Origin of the sequence: Cupriavidus sp. MP-37, assembly GCF_020618415.1 — a bacterium.
Taxonomy (GTDB): domain Bacteria; phylum Pseudomonadota; class Gammaproteobacteria; order Burkholderiales; family Burkholderiaceae; genus Cupriavidus.
In genome coordinates this window covers 2138487-2156729 of the sequence record NZ_CP085345.1, presented here as the reverse complement: position 1 = coordinate 2156729, position 18243 = coordinate 2138487, and the positions used below count along the sequence as shown (strand labels likewise).

At 67.9% G+C, this 18243-nt stretch carries 18 protein-coding genes; 4 read left to right on the top strand and 14 right to left on the bottom strand.

The annotated features are described in order from the left end of the window. Positions 1-17: 17 nt before the first annotated feature. From LIN44_RS26050 to LIN44_RS26040, 3 genes are all read right to left on the bottom strand, one after another. Complete coding sequence (locus tag LIN44_RS26050; protein ID WP_227315125.1) at positions 18-962, bottom strand: hydroxymethylglutaryl-CoA lyase; 945 nt, start codon at positions 960-962, stop codon at positions 18-20. Positions 963-1003: 41 nt separating this feature from the next. Continuing rightward, a complete protein-coding gene (locus tag LIN44_RS26045) occupies positions 1004-2215 on the bottom strand; it encodes a CaiB/BaiF CoA-transferase family protein (protein WP_227315124.1) in 1212 nt (403 codons plus the stop codon). A 123-nt stretch (positions 2216-2338) separates the two neighbouring features. Next, positions 2339-3226, bottom strand: a complete 888-nt coding sequence (locus LIN44_RS26040; protein WP_227315123.1) for a LysR family transcriptional regulator — start codon at positions 3224-3226, stop codon at positions 2339-2341. A gap of 77 nt (positions 3227-3303) precedes the next feature. Here LIN44_RS26040 and LIN44_RS26035 point away from each other — a divergent pair, with 77 nt between their 5' ends. Next, positions 3304-4170, top strand: a complete 867-nt coding sequence (locus LIN44_RS26035; RefSeq protein ID WP_227315122.1) for an IclR family transcriptional regulator C-terminal domain-containing protein — start codon at positions 3304-3306, stop codon at positions 4168-4170. A gap of 14 nt (positions 4171-4184) precedes the next feature. On the opposite strand, the gene LIN44_RS26030 is transcribed toward LIN44_RS26035, so the two are convergent. The 4 genes from LIN44_RS26030 to LIN44_RS26015 all read right to left on the bottom strand — a co-directional run bounded on the left by LIN44_RS26030 (position 4185) and on the right by LIN44_RS26015 (position 7906). Further along, entirely contained in the window at positions 4185-5024 is an 840-nt protein-coding gene (locus tag LIN44_RS26030; RefSeq protein ID WP_227315121.1) for a dioxygenase, read from the bottom strand. Positions 5025-5045: 21 nt separating this feature from the next. Further along, positions 5046-6689, bottom strand: a complete 1644-nt coding sequence (locus LIN44_RS26025; protein WP_227315120.1) for a class I adenylate-forming enzyme family protein — start codon at positions 6687-6689, stop codon at positions 5046-5048. After that, positions 6686-7483 carry a citryl-CoA lyase gene (locus LIN44_RS26020; protein ID WP_227315119.1) on the bottom strand — a complete coding sequence of 266 codons (798 nt, stop codon included), beginning with the start codon at positions 7481-7483 and terminating at the stop codon, positions 6686-6688. Before LIN44_RS26020 ends, LIN44_RS26025 begins: the two co-directional genes overlap by 4 nt. Before the next feature lie 144 nt (positions 7484-7627). After that, positions 7628-7906 carry a hypothetical protein gene (locus tag LIN44_RS26015; protein ID WP_227315118.1) on the bottom strand — a complete coding sequence of 93 codons (279 nt, stop codon included), beginning with the start codon at positions 7904-7906 and terminating at the stop codon, positions 7628-7630. A gap of 277 nt (positions 7907-8183) precedes the next feature. Between LIN44_RS26015 and LIN44_RS26010 the strand changes: the two genes are divergently transcribed. Beyond that, complete coding sequence (locus tag LIN44_RS26010) at positions 8184-8798, top strand: TetR/AcrR family transcriptional regulator (protein WP_227315117.1); 615 nt, start codon at positions 8184-8186, stop codon at positions 8796-8798. Positions 8799-8861: 63 nt separating this feature from the next. On the opposite strand, the gene LIN44_RS26005 is transcribed toward LIN44_RS26010, so the two are convergent. The 5 genes from LIN44_RS26005 to LIN44_RS25985 form a co-directional block, all read right to left on the bottom strand. Next, a complete protein-coding gene (locus tag LIN44_RS26005; RefSeq protein WP_227315116.1) occupies positions 8862-9950 on the bottom strand; it encodes a PHB depolymerase family esterase in 1089 nt (362 codons plus the stop codon). A gap of 198 nt (positions 9951-10148) precedes the next feature. After that, positions 10149-11027: a DUF2950 domain-containing protein gene (locus LIN44_RS26000; RefSeq protein WP_227315115.1), complete on the bottom strand. Its 879-nt coding sequence runs from the start codon at positions 11025-11027 to the stop codon at positions 10149-10151. A 3-nt stretch (positions 11028-11030) separates the two neighbouring features. Continuing rightward, a complete protein-coding gene (locus tag LIN44_RS25995; RefSeq protein WP_227315114.1) occupies positions 11031-12374 on the bottom strand; it encodes a DUF3300 domain-containing protein in 1344 nt (447 codons plus the stop codon). A gap of 52 nt (positions 12375-12426) precedes the next feature. Then, complete coding sequence (locus LIN44_RS25990) at positions 12427-12810, bottom strand: hypothetical protein (protein ID WP_227315113.1); 384 nt, start codon at positions 12808-12810, stop codon at positions 12427-12429. 67 nt (positions 12811-12877) lie between these two features. Beyond that, a complete protein-coding gene (locus LIN44_RS25985) occupies positions 12878-13168 on the bottom strand; it encodes a transposase (RefSeq protein WP_227315112.1) in 291 nt (96 codons plus the stop codon). Positions 13169-13971: 803 nt separating this feature from the next. Between LIN44_RS25985 and LIN44_RS25980 the strand changes: the two genes are divergently transcribed. Both LIN44_RS25980 and LIN44_RS25975 read left to right on the top strand, forming a co-directional pair. Continuing rightward, positions 13972-14928, top strand: a complete 957-nt coding sequence (locus LIN44_RS25980; protein ID WP_227315111.1) for a LysR family transcriptional regulator — start codon at positions 13972-13974, stop codon at positions 14926-14928. A gap of 406 nt (positions 14929-15334) precedes the next feature. Next, positions 15335-16000, top strand: a complete 666-nt coding sequence (locus tag LIN44_RS25975; protein ID WP_227315110.1) for a response regulator — start codon at positions 15335-15337, stop codon at positions 15998-16000. 36 nt (positions 16001-16036) lie between these two features. Here the strand turns inward: LIN44_RS25975 and LIN44_RS25970 are convergent, their stop codons facing one another. Continuing rightward, entirely contained in the window at positions 16037-16498 is a 462-nt protein-coding gene (locus LIN44_RS25970) for a MarR family winged helix-turn-helix transcriptional regulator (RefSeq protein WP_227315109.1), read from the bottom strand. Between the two features lie 32 nt (positions 16499-16530). Then, positions 16531-18126, bottom strand: coding sequence for an MFS transporter (locus LIN44_RS25965; protein WP_227315108.1), 1596 nt, complete (start codon positions 18124-18126; stop codon positions 16531-16533). Between the last annotated feature and the right edge of the window lie 117 nt (positions 18127-18243).

The following is an 18243-nucleotide window of genomic DNA, read 5'->3' as shown; positions in this document are numbered from 1 at the left end:
GTCTCCCTGTGTCTGTGCTAGCGCGCGCCCACCCACTCCGGCACCGGATGCAGCTCGGTGCGCTTGCCGGCCTTCACCACCTGCCCGGAAATATCGTGTCCGACCAGCGCCGGCAGGTCGCGCGCCGCGCCCAGCAGCCGGTCCAGGTCGACGCCGGTGTCGATGCCGGCCGACTCGAGCATGTGCACCAGGTCTTCGGTGCAGATGTTGCCGGTGGCGCCCGGTGCGAACGGGCAGCCGCCCAGCCCGCCCAGCGAGGCATCGAAACTGTCCACGCCCGCGGCCAGCCCGGCCAGCACGTTGGCCAGCCCCATGCCGCGCGTATTGTGGAAATGCAGGGTCAGCGGTACGCCCGGGAACCAGCCGCGGAACGCCTCGACCAGCTCGCTCACCTGCCGCGGATCTGCCATGCCGGTGGTATCGGCCAGCGTGATGCTGTCCATGCCCAGCTCCAGGTAACGGCCCGCCGCCCACTGCACGCGCTCGGGCGCCACCGCGCCCTCGAACGGGCAGCCGAATGCGGTGGCCACGCAGCCGCTGACGGCGAGGCCGCCGCTGCGCGCCAGCTGCATCACGTCGCGGAATTGCGCCAGCGACTGTTCGCAGGTCATGCGCATATTGGCCAGGTTGTGCGTCTCGCTGGCCGACATGACGAGGTTGATCTCGTCCAGGCCGCACTCGAGCGCGCGTTCGCAGCCGCGCGCGTTCGGTACCAGCGCGGTATAGACCACCTCCGGATGGCGCCGGATGCGCTTGGCCACCGCCTCGGCATCGCGCAGGTTTGGAATGGCCCTGGGCGAGACGAACGAGGTGATCTCGATCCGCGCGAGCCCGGTTTCCGACAGCCGGTCGATCAGCGCGATCTTCTGTTCGGTGGGGACGAATTCCGGCTCGATCTGGAAGCCATCGCGCACGGACACTTCATTGATGCGGACGCGCCGCGGGGCCTGGGGAAGCCACATGATTGTTTCCTCTTGCTTGCCTTGGGTATGGCGCTGCGGGCTCAAACCACGCCGGCCTCGCGCAGCGCGCGGAATTCGGCGCCGGCAATGCCGATGCCCGCCAGGATTTCTTCGGTGTGCTCGCCCAGTGCCGGGCCGATCCAGTTGGTGCGTCCAGGCGTTGCGCTGAGCCTGGGCACGATGCCGGACAGCGCCAGCGGCGAGCCGTCCGGCAGCTGGTGCGACTCGATCATGTCGCGTGCGCGATAGTGGCGATCGCCGCAGATATCCTCGGCGGTGTAGATGCGCCCACACGGCACCGCTGCGGCTTCCAGCGTCGCCAGCACGGTGTCGAGTTCGTGCGCGGTGGTCCACGCAGCGATGGCGTCATCAAGCATGGCGTTGTGCTGCACTCGCCCGTCGTTGTGCGCCAGCCGCGGATCCTGGCCCAGGTCATCGCGCCCGATCGCTGTCATGAAGCGCCGGAAGATCGCATCGCCGTTGCCGGCGATGATCACATACTGCCCGTCCTTGCAGGGATAGGTGTTGGACGGCGAGATGCCCGGCAAGCTGGCGCCGGAGCGCTCCCGCACATGGCCGAACTTGGTGAACTCGGGCACCAGGCTTTCCATCACCGCAAACACCGATTCGTACAGCGCCACGTCCACATATTGCCCTTCGCCGTTGTTGTTGCGCAGGTGATGCATCGCCAGCAGCGCGCCGATCACGCCGTACAGCGAGGCCAGCGTGTCGCCGATGCTGACGCCGGAGCGCACCGGCGGCCGGTCGGGATAGCCGCTGACGTAGCGCAGCCCGCCCATCGATTCGGCGATTGCGGCAAAGCCGGGACGGTCCTTGTACGGACCGGTCTGGCCGTACCCGGAGATGCGCACCATGATCAGCGCCGGATTCACCTGGCGCAGGTCCTCCCAGCCGAGGCCCCATTTCTCGAGCGTGCCGGGGCGGAAGTTCTCGATCACGATGTCGGCGTCGGCCACCAGCTTGCGCACGATCTCCTGCCCTTGCGAGCTGCGCAGGTCCAGCGTCATGGACTTCTTGTTGCGGCTCTGGCTGTACCACCACAGCGAGGTGCCCTCATACAGCTTGCGCCATTTGCGCAACGGATCGCCTTCGCCGGGCGACTCGATCTTCACCACCTCGGCGCCGAACTGCGCCAGCAGGCCGCCGGCATACGGGCCGGCGATCAGCGATCCCAGCTCCACCACGCGCACGCCCTGCAGCGGCATCTTTTCCTTGTTCGCTTCGTTGACCATGACGGTTTGCTGCTCCTGTCCAGATACGGTGACTGCCATGCAAGATTGGAAGAACTGGCGCGGCCGGTAAAGCAGTCATTGGCGAGCCCGCCATCGCGTGACGCGATGGCGGCAATGCCTGCGCTATGCCGCCTCGCGCAAGCGGTCGACCAGCAGCCGTGCCACGGCCGACAGGCTGTCGTAGGCGCGCACGCCGATCACCAGCTGGCGCGCGGCCCAGGGCTCGTCCAGGCGGACGGCACGGATGCCGAGCGTGTCCTGGTAAGGCGCCGCGCTGGACCGCGGCAGGATCCCCAGCCCCAGCCCCGCCTGCACCATCAGGCACAGCGCGTCGTAGCCCGGCACATGGATGCGCGGCTTGAACGCGCGGCCCGCCTCGCTGGCCGCCCTCACCAGCTGCAGATGGATCTGGCTGCCGGCATGCAGGCTGATCAGGTCATGGTCCAGCATTTCGCGGATCGTCACGCCCTGCTGCGCCGCCAGCGGATGCCCGCGGGGCACGACCACCACCAGCTCGTCGCACCGGTAAGGAAAGGTCTCCAGTTCGGCGCCGAAGGCGCCCGCCGTGAAGATGCCTATGTCGGCGGCGTTCTCGGCCACGGCACGCACGATGGCGGTGGAAATCCGCTCATCGAGATGCACGTCGACACGCGGGTAGTCCGCCAGGAACGACTTGAGCTGCGCCGGCAGGAACTGCGTGATGGCGGAGATGTTGGCGAACACCCTGACCTGCCCGCGCAGGCCGCCGCCGTAATCGCGCATGCGAACGACGATGTCGTCGAGGTCGTTCAGCACGCCGCGCGCAAGATGGACCAGCTCGAGTCCCGCCGTGGTCGGCTCCACGCCCTTGTTGCTGCGCCGGAGCAGGGGCGTGCCCAGCCCTTGCTCCAGCTCGCTGATGCGCTTGCTGACCGCGGCCGCGGCCAGGTGCGTACGCTCCGCCGTGGCGGCGATGGAGCCCTCTTCGGTCACGCAGACAAAGAGGCGCAACGAGGTAGGATCGAGTCTCATGTGGATCTGTCTCCCGGACGCCGGCCTTGCCGCCGTCCCCTTTGTTCCGGCCCGGCCGTTGCGGCTAAAATGCACGCATGACCTCTGCCGCTGATTCGCCCGACCCTGCCACCGCCCCCGCCGGCCAGGACGCCCCGCCCAAGCTCGAAGAAGGCCACCGCGATTACGTCGCGGCGCTGGCGCGCGGGCTGGCGGTGATCCAGGCATTTACCGACGCCATGCCTGAAATGACGCTGAGCGAGGTGGCCCAGGCCACCGGCATGACGCCCGCCAGCGCGCGCCGCGCGCTGCTGACGCTGCAGGCGCTGGGCTACATCGGCGCCAACGGGCGGCGCTTCGTGCTGCTGCCCAAGGTGCTGTCGCTGGGCGCCGCCTTCCTCAGTTCGATGAACCTGCGCGACATCGTCCAGCCCTTCCTGCAGGAAGTGGCCGAGCGCTTCCGCGATTCAGTCTCGTTCGCCGTCCTCGACGGCGACAGCGTGGTCTACCTGGCGCATGTGCCCAGCCAGCGCCGCATCGCGTTCCGCGCCTCGGTCGGCTACCGGCTGCCGGTCCATTGCACCTCGCTCGGCCTGGCCTTGCTGGCGCATGCGACCAAGCCGCAGCAGAAAAAGGTCCTGGACCGCGCGCCGTTCCAGAAATTCACGCCGATGACGCTCAGCGACGCGGATTCGCTGCGCGCCGCGCTGGCACGCACGCTCGAACAGGGCTATGCAATCCAGAACGGCCAGCTCGAACTCGGCGTGCTGTCGATCGCCGTGCCCGTGCGCGATCCCCAGCGGCGCGTGATCGCCGCCATCAACTGCTCCACCGAGACCGAGCGCGCCAGCCCCGAGGAGCTGGTTGCCACGCGTCTGCCGGCGCTGCGCGAAGCGGCGGCGGCCATCGAGGACGCGATCCGGCGCGCGCCCGCGCTGGCACACTCCATCACGGCGGCCTACTGAGCCGCGCACATCGTTCAGGCTGCCGCTTCAGGCTCAATCACCACGTCCAGCGTCACCAACTGGTGCCCGTCGCGCTCCGGATGGGGCATGGCCTCGACGATATGGTCATCGATGGTCGAGAAAATGCAGTCGACCGGATTGGCGGGATCGCCCTTGAAGTAGAGCTGGCAGGTCAGCGTGCGGTATCCCGGCTGCATCACGCGGTAGTGGATATGCGGCGCGCGCTGGCGGTTGCGGCCCAGGCGCTTCATCAGCACGCCGACCTCGGTATCCTCGCGCCCGATGATGTAGCCGCCCGGACGCACGGTGAAGATCTGGAAACCACCTTCGGCATCGCAGCGCAGCTTGCCGCGCAGGTTGTCTTCGGACTGGGAGTCGTCTTCGTTCTCGTAACGGCCGAACTGGTTGGGCTGCCACACGATCAGCGTCGCGCCCGGCACCGGCTGGCCGGTGCGCGCGTCCCGCACGCGCCCGCGCACTTCCAGCCGCTGCCCGGGTTCCTCGTCCGTCGCCAGGTGGCAGGGGTTGCTGCCTTCGGGCACCTGGTCCTTGGGGAACGGGCCGGTCACGTTCTGCGGCGTGGCCTGCTCGTCGGTACGCGCCAGGTCCAGCGCGCGCATGGTCAGCCCCATCATGTCGCACAGCATGATCAGCTCATCCTGCGCGGCGACCCTGCCCAGCCAGGCGGCAATGCCATAGAGCTGGTCATCGGTCAGCCGGAGCTCGTCCAGCATGGCGTGGAAATGCCGCAGTGCCACGCCGAACTGCGCCTGCAGCTTTTCATCCGAACCGGGCGCCCCGGCGCACATGGCGGCCAGCGCGCGCTGAAGGGTGTAGTTGTCCTGAGTGCTCATGGTTGTCTCCGTTGTTCTGGTTCATTGGCCGGCGGCGGACAGGTCGACCGCGCGCGCCAGCAGTGTCTGGTCCGCCTTCAGCTTGTGCTTGGCGGGCTTGTGGGTGGGTGTGTGCGGGATGGCATCCACGGTGACGATATAGCGCGGCAGCTTGTGCGCGGCCACGCGGCCGCGTGCCCAGGCAAGCAGTTCGGCAGCACCGGCCGACTGGCCGGAGCGGAACTGCACCGCCAGCAGGATTTCTTCCTCGCCCAGCTCTGCCGGCACGCCGATGGCTGCGGCCTCCTCGACGGCCGGGTGCTCGCCGAAGATGCGATCGAGCTCGGCGCCGGAGACGTTTTCGCCCTTGCGCCGGATCACATCCTTCTTGCGCGCAACAAAGACGTAGTAGCCGTCATCGTCCTGCCGCACCAGATCGCCGGTGGCGAACCAGCCGTCGCGGAACGCGGCCGCCGTCTGCTCGGCATCGCGGTAATAGCCTTGCATCAGCGTAGGCGTGCGGATCAGCAGTTCTCCCTCGCCGCCCGGCGCCACGTCATTGCCTTCGTCATCGACGATGCGGGCCTGCGGCACCGGCACTTCGGGGTCCGGGTGCGGCGAGATCAGCCCCATCGTGCCGAGCTTGTGCGGACCGTTGAACGGGTTGGCGATCACGCCCGGAATCTCCGTCATGCCATAGCATTCGATCAGGCGCGGCACGTGAAACTCCTGCTTCATCACGCGCACCATCTCCTGCGTCTGCGGCGCAATGAACATCTTGGTGATGCGATGGCCCGGCACGAACTCCTCGCGCGGACGCCTGGCCAGGATGCTGCCGGCCGCAGCCACCAGATTGACTTCCGTCGCAGCGGTCTCGGCCGCGAAACGCCAGAACGACGACGCCGAGAACCTGCGCAGCAGCACCAGGCAGCCGCCGCAGGCCAGGGCGCCGCCGACCGAGTACATCAGCGCGTTGATGTGAAACAGCGGCATCACGCACATCACACGCTCGTCGGGCTGCAAGTGCAGCCGGCCCACGAAGGCCTCGGCCGTCAGCACATAGCCGCGATGACTATGCATCGCGCCTTTGGGAAAGCCGGTGGTGCCGGAGGTGTAGATGATCAGCGCGGTGTCCCGGCTGTCCGCGGACTCGCCGGCAAGTTGCGCGCCATCGGCCAGCATCGATTGCTCGAGCGTCGGTACGCCGTGGTCGCCGGGCTCGTTGGCACGCAGCCATACGTTGCCGCCCAGCGTTTTGGCGATGGCCGCACCGGTTTCCAGCGTGGCCGGCGCGCACACCAGCCCGCATATCTGCGCGTGCCGGAAGACATAGAGTGCTTCATCCAGCCGGTATTCCGGATTGGCCGGAACCATGGTGGCGCCGATGCGCGCCAGCGCGAACATCAGCACGACCGTGGACGGATGATTGGTGGACAGCACGCCGACGCGGTCGCCGGGGCGCACGTGCATGGCTTGCGCCAGCCAGCCGGCGGTGCGCACGATGCGCGCCTCAAGCTGCCGATAGCTCCAGGTCTCGCCTTCGAACAGCAAGGCGGGCTTGTCCGGATGCGCGGCCGCGCGGGCCGCCAGAAAGCCGGTCAGCGTGAAGTCATGCGCCGGGTATTGCCGAAGCACGTCGAGCGGCGCCATCGGGTCAGCGCCGGTGTGGGTGGCCGGCGCGCTCATGACGCCTGCGCCGGCGTGGCGCTGTGGGTGATGGCCTGTTCGGCGGCATTGGCCAGGATAAAGCCGATGGGCTGCCGGCGTTCCTCCTGCAGGTGGGCGATCAGGCTGGCGACGCGCGCCAGCAGGGGCACACCCTTGAGCGCGGTGGCAGGATAGCCGGCGTCCAGCAGCACCGCCGGGATCGCGCCCGAAACATTGAGCGGCAGGGGCTTGCTGAAATGCTCCGGCACCGCGGCGGCGACCGCTTCCAGCGCGGCGACGTGCTCGCCGGCAATGCCCAGCTCGCGTGCGACCGCCAGCAGCCGGTGCGCGCGTGGATCGCCCTGCTTGTGCGTGGGATGGCCGAAGCCGGGCAGCGGCTTGCGCGCCTGGCGCACCGTCGCCACCACCGCGTTCGCGCTCTCGGCGAGCGACCGACCTTCGCGCCCCGCCAGCACGTCAACCAGCATCTGTCCCGCGGTCTCGGATGCGCCCAGGATCACCGAACCGCAGCCCAGCACACCAGCAGCGACGGCGCCCTGCAAGGCATCGGGCGCGGCTGCCAGCGTCATGCGCGCCGCCTGCACCGAGGGCACCAGGCCATGTTCCGCGATGGCCACCAGGCAGGCATCGGTGGCCGCCACCAGTTTTGCGTCCGGCTCACGGCCGGTCAGCAGGAACAGGAAATAAGCGGTGAAGCCGGTCTTGCCGATCAGGGCCTCGCTCAGGTCCTTGCCATGTACCGTCACGCCGTGGATATCCACTTGCGCGATGGCGGTCTGCCCCGCGGCCCGGGAGGGTTGTGCGTCCGTCACGTTGTCTCCATATTTTGCGCTAGGCGCAATCAAATGCGATATACGAATAATTTTAGGTGGGCGCGCTGGGCGGTACAAGTTCGGTAAACCCGGATCCTGGCGCCAGCGCACAGCCCTTGCCGCGCATGTGCGCGGCAAGGGCGCTCACGCGCCCTGCGAGAAGGCGTCGGCACTGCCCATGCTGGCGAGTACTCCGTCGGCAAAGGGGTCATCCCCCTGCCGCACGGCGCCATCCACAAAGGGATCCGGCTTGCGAATGGCAACCTTGCGGAACTGCTCGTCGACCAGCCTGCCGGCTTGCGAGCGCTGCAGCGCCTCAACGGTATGTGCGCCGTCCGTGTAAGCGTCCCGGTTACGCGTCGCCGCCTGTGCCTCGATTCCAATCACCAACATCACCATGGCGCCGATCATTGCCTTTTTCATCACTTGCTCCTGTGCCAAACTGGAAGTGAAATGCGGACGGACATAGCGCGCCGCTCGTGGGGAAACTATAGTTAAACCGTACTGTACGGTATTCAATTTATCAGATGAACTCCTTCAGTTTTTTTGAAGGCGAAGGGTGCTTGACCGCCAGCGCTGGGCCTGTGCGGCCTTTTGGTAGACTGCGCAGGGCACCGACGCCCGTCCATTGCTACCTGTCCACCCGATGGCATTACCCTCGAGCATTCCCGACGCCCTCCCTCCCCGGCCGCCCCAGCGCATGACCCGCCGCGGTGAAGAAAAACGCGCCCTGATTCTGAGCACCGCGGCCGACATGTTTCTCGAGCACGGCTACGACGGCGTCAGCCTGGACGACATCATCAAGGCGTGCGGCGGCTCCAAGACCAATGTCTACAGTTACTTCGGCGGCAAGGACGGGTTGTTTGTGGCGGTGGTGGAGCGGCTGTGCGACCGCTTCCTGGAAAAGACCGAGAAAAGCCTGGACTTGTCGCGCTGCGACGCGGCGCAGGGGCTCGGCAGGATCGCGCACAGCTTCCTGCAGTCATTGCTGGATGAGCGCCACCTTGCCTTCCTGCGGCTGATCCTGGCGGAATCGCGGCGTTTCCCCACGCTGGGCAATGCATGGTACACGCGCGGGCCGGGGGCGACCTGTGCCTATATCGCGGCCTTTCTTGCCGCACACCAGGCCAAGGGCACCCGCCTGTCCGCCAACCCCGAGGTCGCTGCCCGGCTATTCCATGGCATGGTGCTGGCCAGCGTGATGCACCGTACGCTGGCCACCGGTATACGTCCGGACAACGCGGAGCTCGATGCGCTGGTCCGCGACGCCATCGCGGTGATCGTGCCGGCCGTGGATGCCGGCACGCCGTCCTGACGGAAGTCAGAAGCGGCGCGGCATGTGGTCGTCCGTATCCGAAGGGGGGCCAGCAGCCTCGCCCTAGCGCCGGTGCTGCCGGAAAAACTGCCACATCATCCTGCTCGCATCCGGCCCGATCTCGCTGTGGTAGTTGTAGCGGTCGTCGCCGCCGCTCCAGGCGTGGCCCAGGCCCTCCACCTCGACCAGCGTCACCAGGTCGCGGTGCCAGCGGCCGAAGCGGTATTCATGCGACCGGCCCGGGACATTGCTTTCGGGCTCGAAGCGCGCGGGGCGGCCGGCGAGGCGGTCTTCCAGGCCGTTGTAGGCCAGGAACTGCCGCGCCAGCAGGCGGCCGTTGACCGGATGCACCGCTTCATCGGCCAGCCCGTGAATCACCAGCGCGGGCATCTCGGGGCCGCCCGGCGTTACGCCGGCGGCATCGAGCAGCCACGCCGGCTCGGCCTCGGAGCCGGCCTGCATCGCGCGCAAGCCGGCGCGCGGGTTGCTGGCCGCGCCGATGACCACGCCGGAATGGAGCGCCACAGCCGCCACCTTGTCCGGGTAGCGCAGCGCCACCACCGCGGCCATGGCCGCGCCGGCGGACATGCCAGCCAGGTAGATCTCGCGTTCGCGCACGTCATGGCGCGCCGCCAGTGCGTCGACCAGCGCGGCCACCGCCTGCGCCTCGCGTCCGCCGTCGGCCGCGCCGAGGTCGAACCACTGCCAGCAGCGCTGCACCTGGCGGCGCAATGGCTGTTGCGGGTAGGCGACGATAAAGCCCTCGCGTTCGGCCAGGGCATTCAGGCGCGTACCCGCGGCCAGGTCATCCGGCGTCTGGCGACAGCCGTGCAGCACTACCACTACCGGTAGCGGGCCGCGATGGGCCTTCGACGGGATGTAGAGGTGATAGGACAGTTGCGGCACCAGCTCGCCCGGCATGGGCGCCAGGCGCAACCGGTGCGCCTGCCAGGTGCCGCGCAGGGCGCCGGGCTCGACCGACGGGCGCGCGGGCCGGGCGGGCCGGGGCGGGTCGGGCAGGCGCGTCGGCGTCAGCGGATTCAGCGAATCCATGCTCCGGAGCCAGGACTTCACCTGGGCTTCCGTGCGGGCCTGCACGCGGCTCAGACGCCGCATGCGCGCATGCCAGTCAGCAGCAAGGCTCTTGGTCATGAGGACTCCTGTATGACGGAATCTCCTCCTATGCCTTATTGTTGCGTTGCAGCATACCACAGCCAAGAGAAGTCCACCCGCCATCGGCGGTCACGCTTTGTCCGCTGGGATAGAACCTGGTGCCCGTCCCGGCATCAGCCGACGGCGGCCCGGCGGCAAAGCGCGCCGGGGCGTCGGCTTGCCGAAAGGCCTGAAAAGTCAGCGATCGGCCACCCGCTTCCAGCCTTCGGGCGAGAAGCTGCGAATGGACCGGGCGCGCGAGGCGGTGCCGGGTCCGAGGTCCCGTTCGTAGAACACACGGTCGCTGCCGAGCAGGAAGGTATTGACACCGGTATCGCCGTAGCGGGCCGGCCACGCGAGCAGGCCATACGGAGCATCGCTGCCCTTGCCCGCGGGCAGGATGCGGTAGTGATAGCCATAGAATGCGTCGGCGGCGGGCGTTTCGGGAACCATCGCCAGTGCGTCGGGACCGAGCGGGCTGGCGTCCTGCTCGCTGGCGGCAGGCCAGTAGAGTCCGTCGGTCTTGCCCGGCGTGCTGATCAGGCGCCTGGCGTAGCGGCCCTGGCCCACCTGTTCGGCATAGCGCTGCTGGGCATCTGCCAGCTGCAGCAGGGTCTCCATGGTGACCAGCTCATTGCGCCCGAGGCGGCGGCGGCGCACTTCCTGCTTGCCGGCGGGCAGGTCGAACTGCCAGCCGCCCTGCCGCCGGGCCAGCGGCACGGGGAAGGTCCAGCCGCTCTCTCCCACCGCGATGCGCGCGCGGTTATCGCCTTCGGGCTGCACGGCGTGGTGGCGCGCCCATGCGCCCAGGAAGTCATAGACGTCGTCCTGGTCGATCGAGCCTTGCGGCACCAGCGACTGGTATTGCGGGCCCAGCACGCGCTGCAGCGCATCGCCATCGCTGCGCGCGATGGCATCGCCGAGCGCATCGGCCGCCGCTTCCGCGCTCGGGTAGACCTGCTGAGCCGCGGCAGGGACGGCCAGTGACAGGGCCAGGACCGCAGCCACCAGAGGCAGCACGCGCGCACCGCGGACGAAGGCGACGGCAGAGATCAGGTTACCGGTCTTGCGCATCATGCTTTACCTCCGGCCATGGCCAAAATGTTCGCCGCCGCCCAGCCGGCCCCCGCCGCCCTGACGCAAGCCACCCCGCTCGAATCCTGCCGGGCGCACCGGCGCCACCTGGTGCTGAGACAACGCGGCGCGCTGCGTCTGCTGGCGCATGCGCTCGCCGTTGCCGGCGTCGCGCAGTGCGCTGTCACGATTGGCATTGCGCGCGCGGTCGCGCGCCGCGGCCTGGTCCGCGCGCTGGTGCTCGGCACCCGCGGGGCGCGGATTGCGCGCGCCGGCGCCGCCCGCGCCGGGCCGCGTGCCTTCGGTGCGACCGGCCACGCCGCCGGCATGGCCGGCATGGCCGGGAATGGCCTGCCCGGTACGCCCTTCGAACGAGCGCGCGGCGCGCTCGCGTGCCTGGTCGCGCGCCGACGGCTCGCGCTGCACGGCCCCGGCGCCGCCGACGCGCTGGCCCGGCTGCGCCCCCGCCTGGCGACTGGCCAGGCCGGCCTGGCGCTGCTGGTCATAGCGGCCGCGCACCGCCGCATTGTTGTAGGGCACATTGCCGCGCCGGGCCGGGTTGTGCTGCCAGCTCACGTTGGCGCGATTCACGTCCAGGCGCTGGTTGACATTGATGTTGTTGTAGCGGTTGACATTGATATTGACATCGTGGTCGTGCCAGTCGAACCCGCCCCACATCGCGTCGACCGCGGCCACGCCGAGCCCGAAGCCGATGCCCGACACCAGCGCCGTGGCGAACACCGAGCCTGGCGGCGGCGGGTAATACGCAGGCGGATAGGCGGGATACGGCCAGGTGCCGTAGACCGTGGTCGGGTTATAGGTAGGCACGTAGACCACTTGCGGATTGGCCGGCTCGATCTGCACGATGGTGGTACCGCCGGAACTCTGGGTCACCACCTTCTGCTGTTCGGTGGTCTTGAGCGTGCCCGCCTTCTGCGCTTGCAAGCGCAGCCGCTGCACCGAGTCCATCACGTCGTTGGGCTGCGCCAGGAACGCGTCGCCGATCGACTGCACCCACTGCGGCTGGCGTCCCATCATGTCGAGCACCGACGGGAAGGCAGCCAGCGATTGCACGCTGGGGTCCCAGCTCTGGCTCGCCACCGCCTTGGTGGCGGCGTCGCCCGAGAGACCGGGATTGGCCTTGGACCATTGCGCTGCCGCGGCGACGTCGGCGGGATACGTGGCGGCCATCAGCACCTGGGACAGCAGCGCATCCGGATACAGCGCCACCGGTGCGGTCAGCTGGTCCAGCTGCGCCTGGCTCAGCGTGGTTTGCGCCACCGCGGGCTGCAGCGGCGCCATCAGCATCAATGCCAGGCACCATGCGAAAAGCTGTTGAAGACGATGCATGTTGACGCTCCACAAATCCGCAAGTGACAGCCGGCCGCCCGCCGTGCGCCGCTTAGCGACGCTCTTGCGCGCACTGCTGGCGATACGCCTCTTCCAGGCGCTTGCGATCCGCCTGGCGTTCCAGCGTCGGGTAAGTGCGCCCGTCCGCCGTGGTGACCGAATCTTTGCCGGTGGACCACTGCGGCCCGCCGGGCAGTGCGTTGAGCTGGTCAAGCAAGCCCTGGCAGTGCTGCCGCTGCGACGCCGAGAGCGTGCCGCCAGGCCCTTCCACCACCGCCGTGGCCTCATCCAGCATCCGCGGCGGTGGCGGCGCCACCATCGGCGTAGCGGCCGCCGAAGCGGCCGCAGCCGCGCCGGCATTGCCGGCTGCCCACAACGGGGCTGCCACCATGGCGCTGCATGCCAGCATGCCCGCCTTGATCAGAAACTTCGTCAAACCCATGACTCCAGAGCCGTCCACGGCGCGTCCCTGGCCGTGGACATATTGCGGGAACCGTCCGCCGCTAGCGGTCCTTGCCGCTGCCGCCGCGGCGGCCGGTACGGTTGCGCATCAATTCAAGCTTGAGCAGCGCATCCGCAAGCATACTCTTCAGGCGGGCATTCTCTTCCTGCAGCTCGCGCAGCTTGCGCCCGTCGCGCGCCTCGCCGTTGCCGGGCTGACCATAGCGGGTGCGCCATCCGTAGAACGATGCATCGCTGAAGCCATAGCGCGCACACAACTCGCGCACCGGCACGCCGCTGGCGGCCTCCGCCAGATAAGCGCGGATCTGTTCTTCCGAATACCGTCTGTTCACGAATCTCTCCGCTTCGCAACGGCGGGGGCCCAGGCGTCGCACAGCCGCGCCGCCAACCGTGCCGACTCTCGCCCTAAGTTAGCCCAGGGCTGCCGCAAAAGGCAATTCAGTGTCTTCGCAGTGCGAGTTAAGAAAATTATCGTGGTGCACCGGCAGCAGCCATTGGCATGCGTCACCAAATTTCGTTATTCCAATTTGGAAATTGCATGGACTGATTGCATGCAAATGTCACCCAAGCGGGGGATGAAATACCATCGCCAGAACCGGTATTTGACGCCAGATTGGCCCTTAAACGCTGATGGCAAGCCATGTCTTCGGAGCGCTACAAAGGCATCAAAAAGAATTGACAGGTCAGTCATCAATTCAAGTTTCTATGACTTTTGCTAAGCATGTATTAAGATTCCTCGGCATAACTAAATTTCACACGCCTTCGCACGACGCGCTTGCAGCGCCGGCAGAAGCGCGGGCCGGCAGCGCGCACCATCGCGCAGCGGCCGGATACGCCGGCGCCATCCCCGCCGCAAACATGCGCCGAATTGGTGGATCAAAAGCGTCGCTACGCTGGTGGTCGAAGCAAGACGGACACCTGCTTGTCACACGTGTAGCGAAGCATCCTGCTGGAACATTCAAGTGCGGGACTTCGTACCAGCCATACCAGCTCGCGCGGCATCGCGCCGATAGCGAGCATCCGTGGCAAACGCGCCGCGGAGCGCCCTGGTTCCGTGCGCCATGACTGGCGCATCGCTGTTTGGATCGACAGACAAACAACAAGAAAGCGAAGTCGTGTATCAGGAGAAGTCGGAATGCGTCATGTCAGCACGAAGCTGTTGCATGTCTTTGTTCTCGTGATGGAGTACCGTGACCTGAGCGCGGTTGCCGCCTGCACGCAGGGCCGCGTGCCCACGGTGGCCTACAGCCTGGCGCGCTTGCGCGAAATCACCGGCGACCCATTGTTCGTCAAGCGCAACGGCATGCTCGAGCCCACCGCGCACGCACTGCGCCTGGAGCAGACCGCGCGCCAGATCCTGGCCAAATGGAACCACCTGGTGCGGCCCGGCGAACCCGGCCTGGGCAAGCGCCGCGACGGCGGCCGGCGTGTCTCCATCGGCTTCTCCTCATCGATCGGCGATCCGGTCATCACCGAGATCCTGACCGCGCTGTGCGAGCAGTTTCCGCAAGACAGCTTTGTCACGCGCCCGGTGATTGCCGATGCTGCGCTTGCCGGCCTGCTGGGCGAAGGCGAGCTGGACTGCGCCTTCGTCGTCGACAGCGGGCATGATCCCGAACGCGTGCGCCAGCACAACATCATGGCGACGCCGCGCCGACTGGTCAGCGCCACGCGCGGCGGCAGCCAGGAAAACGAGAGTGCCTGGATCCTGCTGCAGGAAGACAGCGAGGCCGGCAGCCCGCTGCGTGCCTTCCTCAGCCGGCAAGCCAGCACACCCGGCCATCGCGAAACGGTGGTGCCCTCCTGGCATACGCAGATCACGCTGCTGCATTCCGCCGGCGGCATCTGCCCGGTGCTGGATTTCAACGTGCCGCTGGTGACGCGCGAGCACAAGACCCGCCTGCTGGCGCCGCCAAGCAGCTTCCCGGAATGGGCCGCGGTGCATTTCTGGGGGCCGGAGCGCGGCCGCGACCAGGGCGTGCTGCGCGACGTCATGGAGATCGGCAGCGCCGTGCTGCGCGACCCGCTCAAGGCCATTGGCGGGCGCCGCAACGGGCGTCCCGCAGTGCCGGCCGAGGCCGTGACGACCTGAGCCCGGGCGCGGGATACCAACGTGCGCATCGGCGCTGCCCGACAAAAGGCGCCAGCGTCCCCTCTTGTCACGCATCGGCAACGCCCGCGCCGCCGATCAGTTTCCTGAGACCGATTTTCGATTCGCCCGCCCGCGCCACCCCGCGCGCGCATGCTGGCGCAGGCATCGTCTCGGGCCCGATTTACGAATCCTCCTAGTTCCGCCGGACCGGCTCGCCGCTATGCTGCCATGGCATTGCCGCAGTCCGGCCGTCTCCCGTTTGGCCCGGGCCGGCGGCAATGCGAGCAGTTGTCCGGCGCCTCCATCTCTGGCGTCATTTTTGCGCCGCACGCCCCCTTGGCGTGCGGCGTTTTCTTGACGTTCGCCGAGGGCTGCGCCGCCTGAACAAGAATCGAGGAGCAACCCGATGGCATTGAGGATCCTGCTTGCCGACGACCACCCGCTGGTCTCGGCGGCCGTCGCAGACCGCTTGCACACGCAGACCGGCTGGGAAGTCTGCGGCAGCGTCACCACCGCGACCGCGCTGCTCAACAGCATCGACAGCCTGCGCCCCGATGTCGTCATCACGGACTACCACATGCCCACGCAGGGCGAGCGCAACAGCGACGGACTGCGGCTGCTGGCAAGCCTGCGGCGGCGGCACCCGTCGATGGCCGTGATCGTGCTGACCATGATCACCAACCCGCTGGTGCTGCGCTCCATTCTCGACACACAGGTGCATGGACTGGTGCTGAAGGACGCACCGCTGACCGAACTGGTCACGGTGGTATACCGCATCCAGCGCGGCTTTCACTACATCGGCAAGTCGGCCATGGAAGTCCTGTCGCAGGCCGACCCGGGCAGCCCGTTGGGCGTGGGCCGGCCCGGCGCGGAACGCCTGTCGCGGCGCGAAATGGAAGTCTTGCGGCTATACCTGACCGGGCGCTCGGTCAGCGAAATCGCCATCCAGCTGTGCCGCAGCGTCAAGACCATCAGCCGGCAGAAGAACTGCGCCATGCAGAAGCTCGGCGTGACCAACGACCGCGAGCTGTTCGAGTTTGCCGCGCTCAACGGCCTGCTGCTCAGCGGCTGAGCGCAACGCCGCGCGGCGCTGTTGGCGCTCTCGGCGTCAGGCCGCGTCGGCCTGCTCCGCCGCGCGGGCCTGCGCGTGGGCAATGCCCGCCTCGAGGCGAGCCAGCCCGCGCGACAGTTCGCGCATGGTCGTAGGCGACACCTCGGACAGCACGTCCTCAAGAAAGGCAGAACGCAGCGGCATGGCGCGGGCCACCACCTCGCGGCCGGCCGGCGACAGCGTGACATGGGTCACGCGGTTGTCCCGTTCGGACGTGGTGCGCTCGACCCAGCCCAGTTCCTGCATGGCCTTGAGCTGGCGCGTCAGCGCGCCGGGGTCCATCACGACGAGGTCGGCCAGCGCCTTCTGGCCGATCGCGCCCTGCTGGTGATACAACGCATGCAGGATGCGCCAGCGCGGCAAGGGCAGTCCCATGCGCTGCTCGAACGCCCCCGCATAGGCGCGGTAGGTTCGGCCGAACTGCTGCAATACGGCCACGCTCTGTCGCTCCAGTTCCATCCATTCTCCTCCGGGTAAGTTGCCGCCGCGCTTCAGTCCGCCGCCATCGCCGGTGCGGGGGCCCGGGTGAGCTTGATCGATGGCACCTGCCGCGCGCACCACACGCCCAGCGCGGCCGCCGCCCCTGCCACCACCAGGCCAAGGTGGATGGATCCCACCAGCGACACCCGCGCCTGCTCCAGCAGCAATGCGCCATTGTGCCCGGCCTGTTCCAGCTGGCCGAGCAGCGCCAGTTGCGACGCCTTGTCGATCAGCACCTGCGGGTCCGCCATGCGCGACACCCACTGGGCCGCATTGGCGCCGGACAACGCCTGTTCGACGCCGCCGGTGTAGCTGCGCGTCACCAGCGTGCCCACGATCGCCGTGCCAACCATGCCGCCGACCATGCGCAGCGACTGCAGCATGGCCGTGGCGATGCCGAGGTGCTCGCGCCCCGCGGTCTGCTGCGCGAACACTGTCAGGTTCGGCATGATAAAGCCAAGGCCCAGGCCGCCGACCAGCATGATGGCCATCAGCACGCCATGCGGCATGCCGCGCGTGGCCTGCGACAGCCCCAGGCACGACAGCGCCAGCATGCCGAAGCCGGCGTAAAGCATGGTGTTGGGCCGGCGGATGCGCGTCACGATGCGGCCGTTCAGGATGCTGCCGACGGTGATGCAGACCACCAGCGGCGTGATCAATACCCCCGCCTCCTTTGGCGAGTAGCCGAAGCCGCCCTGGAACAGCAGCGGCGCATACAGCAGTAGCGCAAACATGGTGAAACCGGCGAACACCGAGAGCTTGAACAGCGGTGCCAGCCCCGGATCGCGGAACATCTCGACCGGCAGGATCGGATTGGCGCAGCGCCGCTCCCACTGCCACAGCGCCACCAGCGCCACCGCCGCCAGCACGAGCAGCCCCGCGGTATAGGCGTCGAGGCCGCGCGCCGGCAACAATTCCACGCTCATCTGCAAGCTGCCGAGCCCGGCCGCGATCAGCAGCGCCCCCAGCCAGTCGACGCGGATCTGTCCGCGATGCGCCTGCTGGCGCAGATGCGGCAGGTAACGCCACGCAAACCACAGGCCCAGCACGCCGACCGGCAGGTTGACATAGAACACGGCGCGCCAGCCGTACCACTCCGTCAGCAGGCCGCCCAGCGACGGCCCTACCGCATTGGCAACGCCAAACGCCGCGCTCAGCATCACCTGCCAGCGCAGCCGCACATGCGAGTCCGGAAACAGGTCGGCGATGCAGGCAAAGGCCGTACCGACCAGCATGCCGCCGCCGATGCCCTGCAGCGCACGCGCCAGCACCAGGAACGGCATGCTTGGCGCCATGCCGCACAGCGCGGAGGCGACCGAGAACACGACGATCGAAGCCAGCACGAACGGCTTGCGTCCGTAGTAATCCCCCAGGCGGCCGAACACCGGCACCGTGATGACCGAGGTCAGCAGGTAGGCCGTGGCCACCCATGCGTAGTACTCGAACCCCTGCAGCTCCGCCACCACCGTGGGCAGCGCCGTACCGACCACGGTCTGGTCCAGCGCCACCAGCATCACCACGAAGGCCACGCCCAGCATGGCCAGCAGCGACTCGCGAAAGGGCAGGACCTGGCCGGCCGGCTGGGGACTATGTGGTTCCGGGGTCATTTTATTGCTCGATCAATCGTTGCATTATCAAGAATTATAGGGCAACTTCCGCGGCCTTGCCTGGCCGTCTCAGGCACGGTTGCCATGCCGGCGCCCGCGACATGAGCGCGCGGAAGC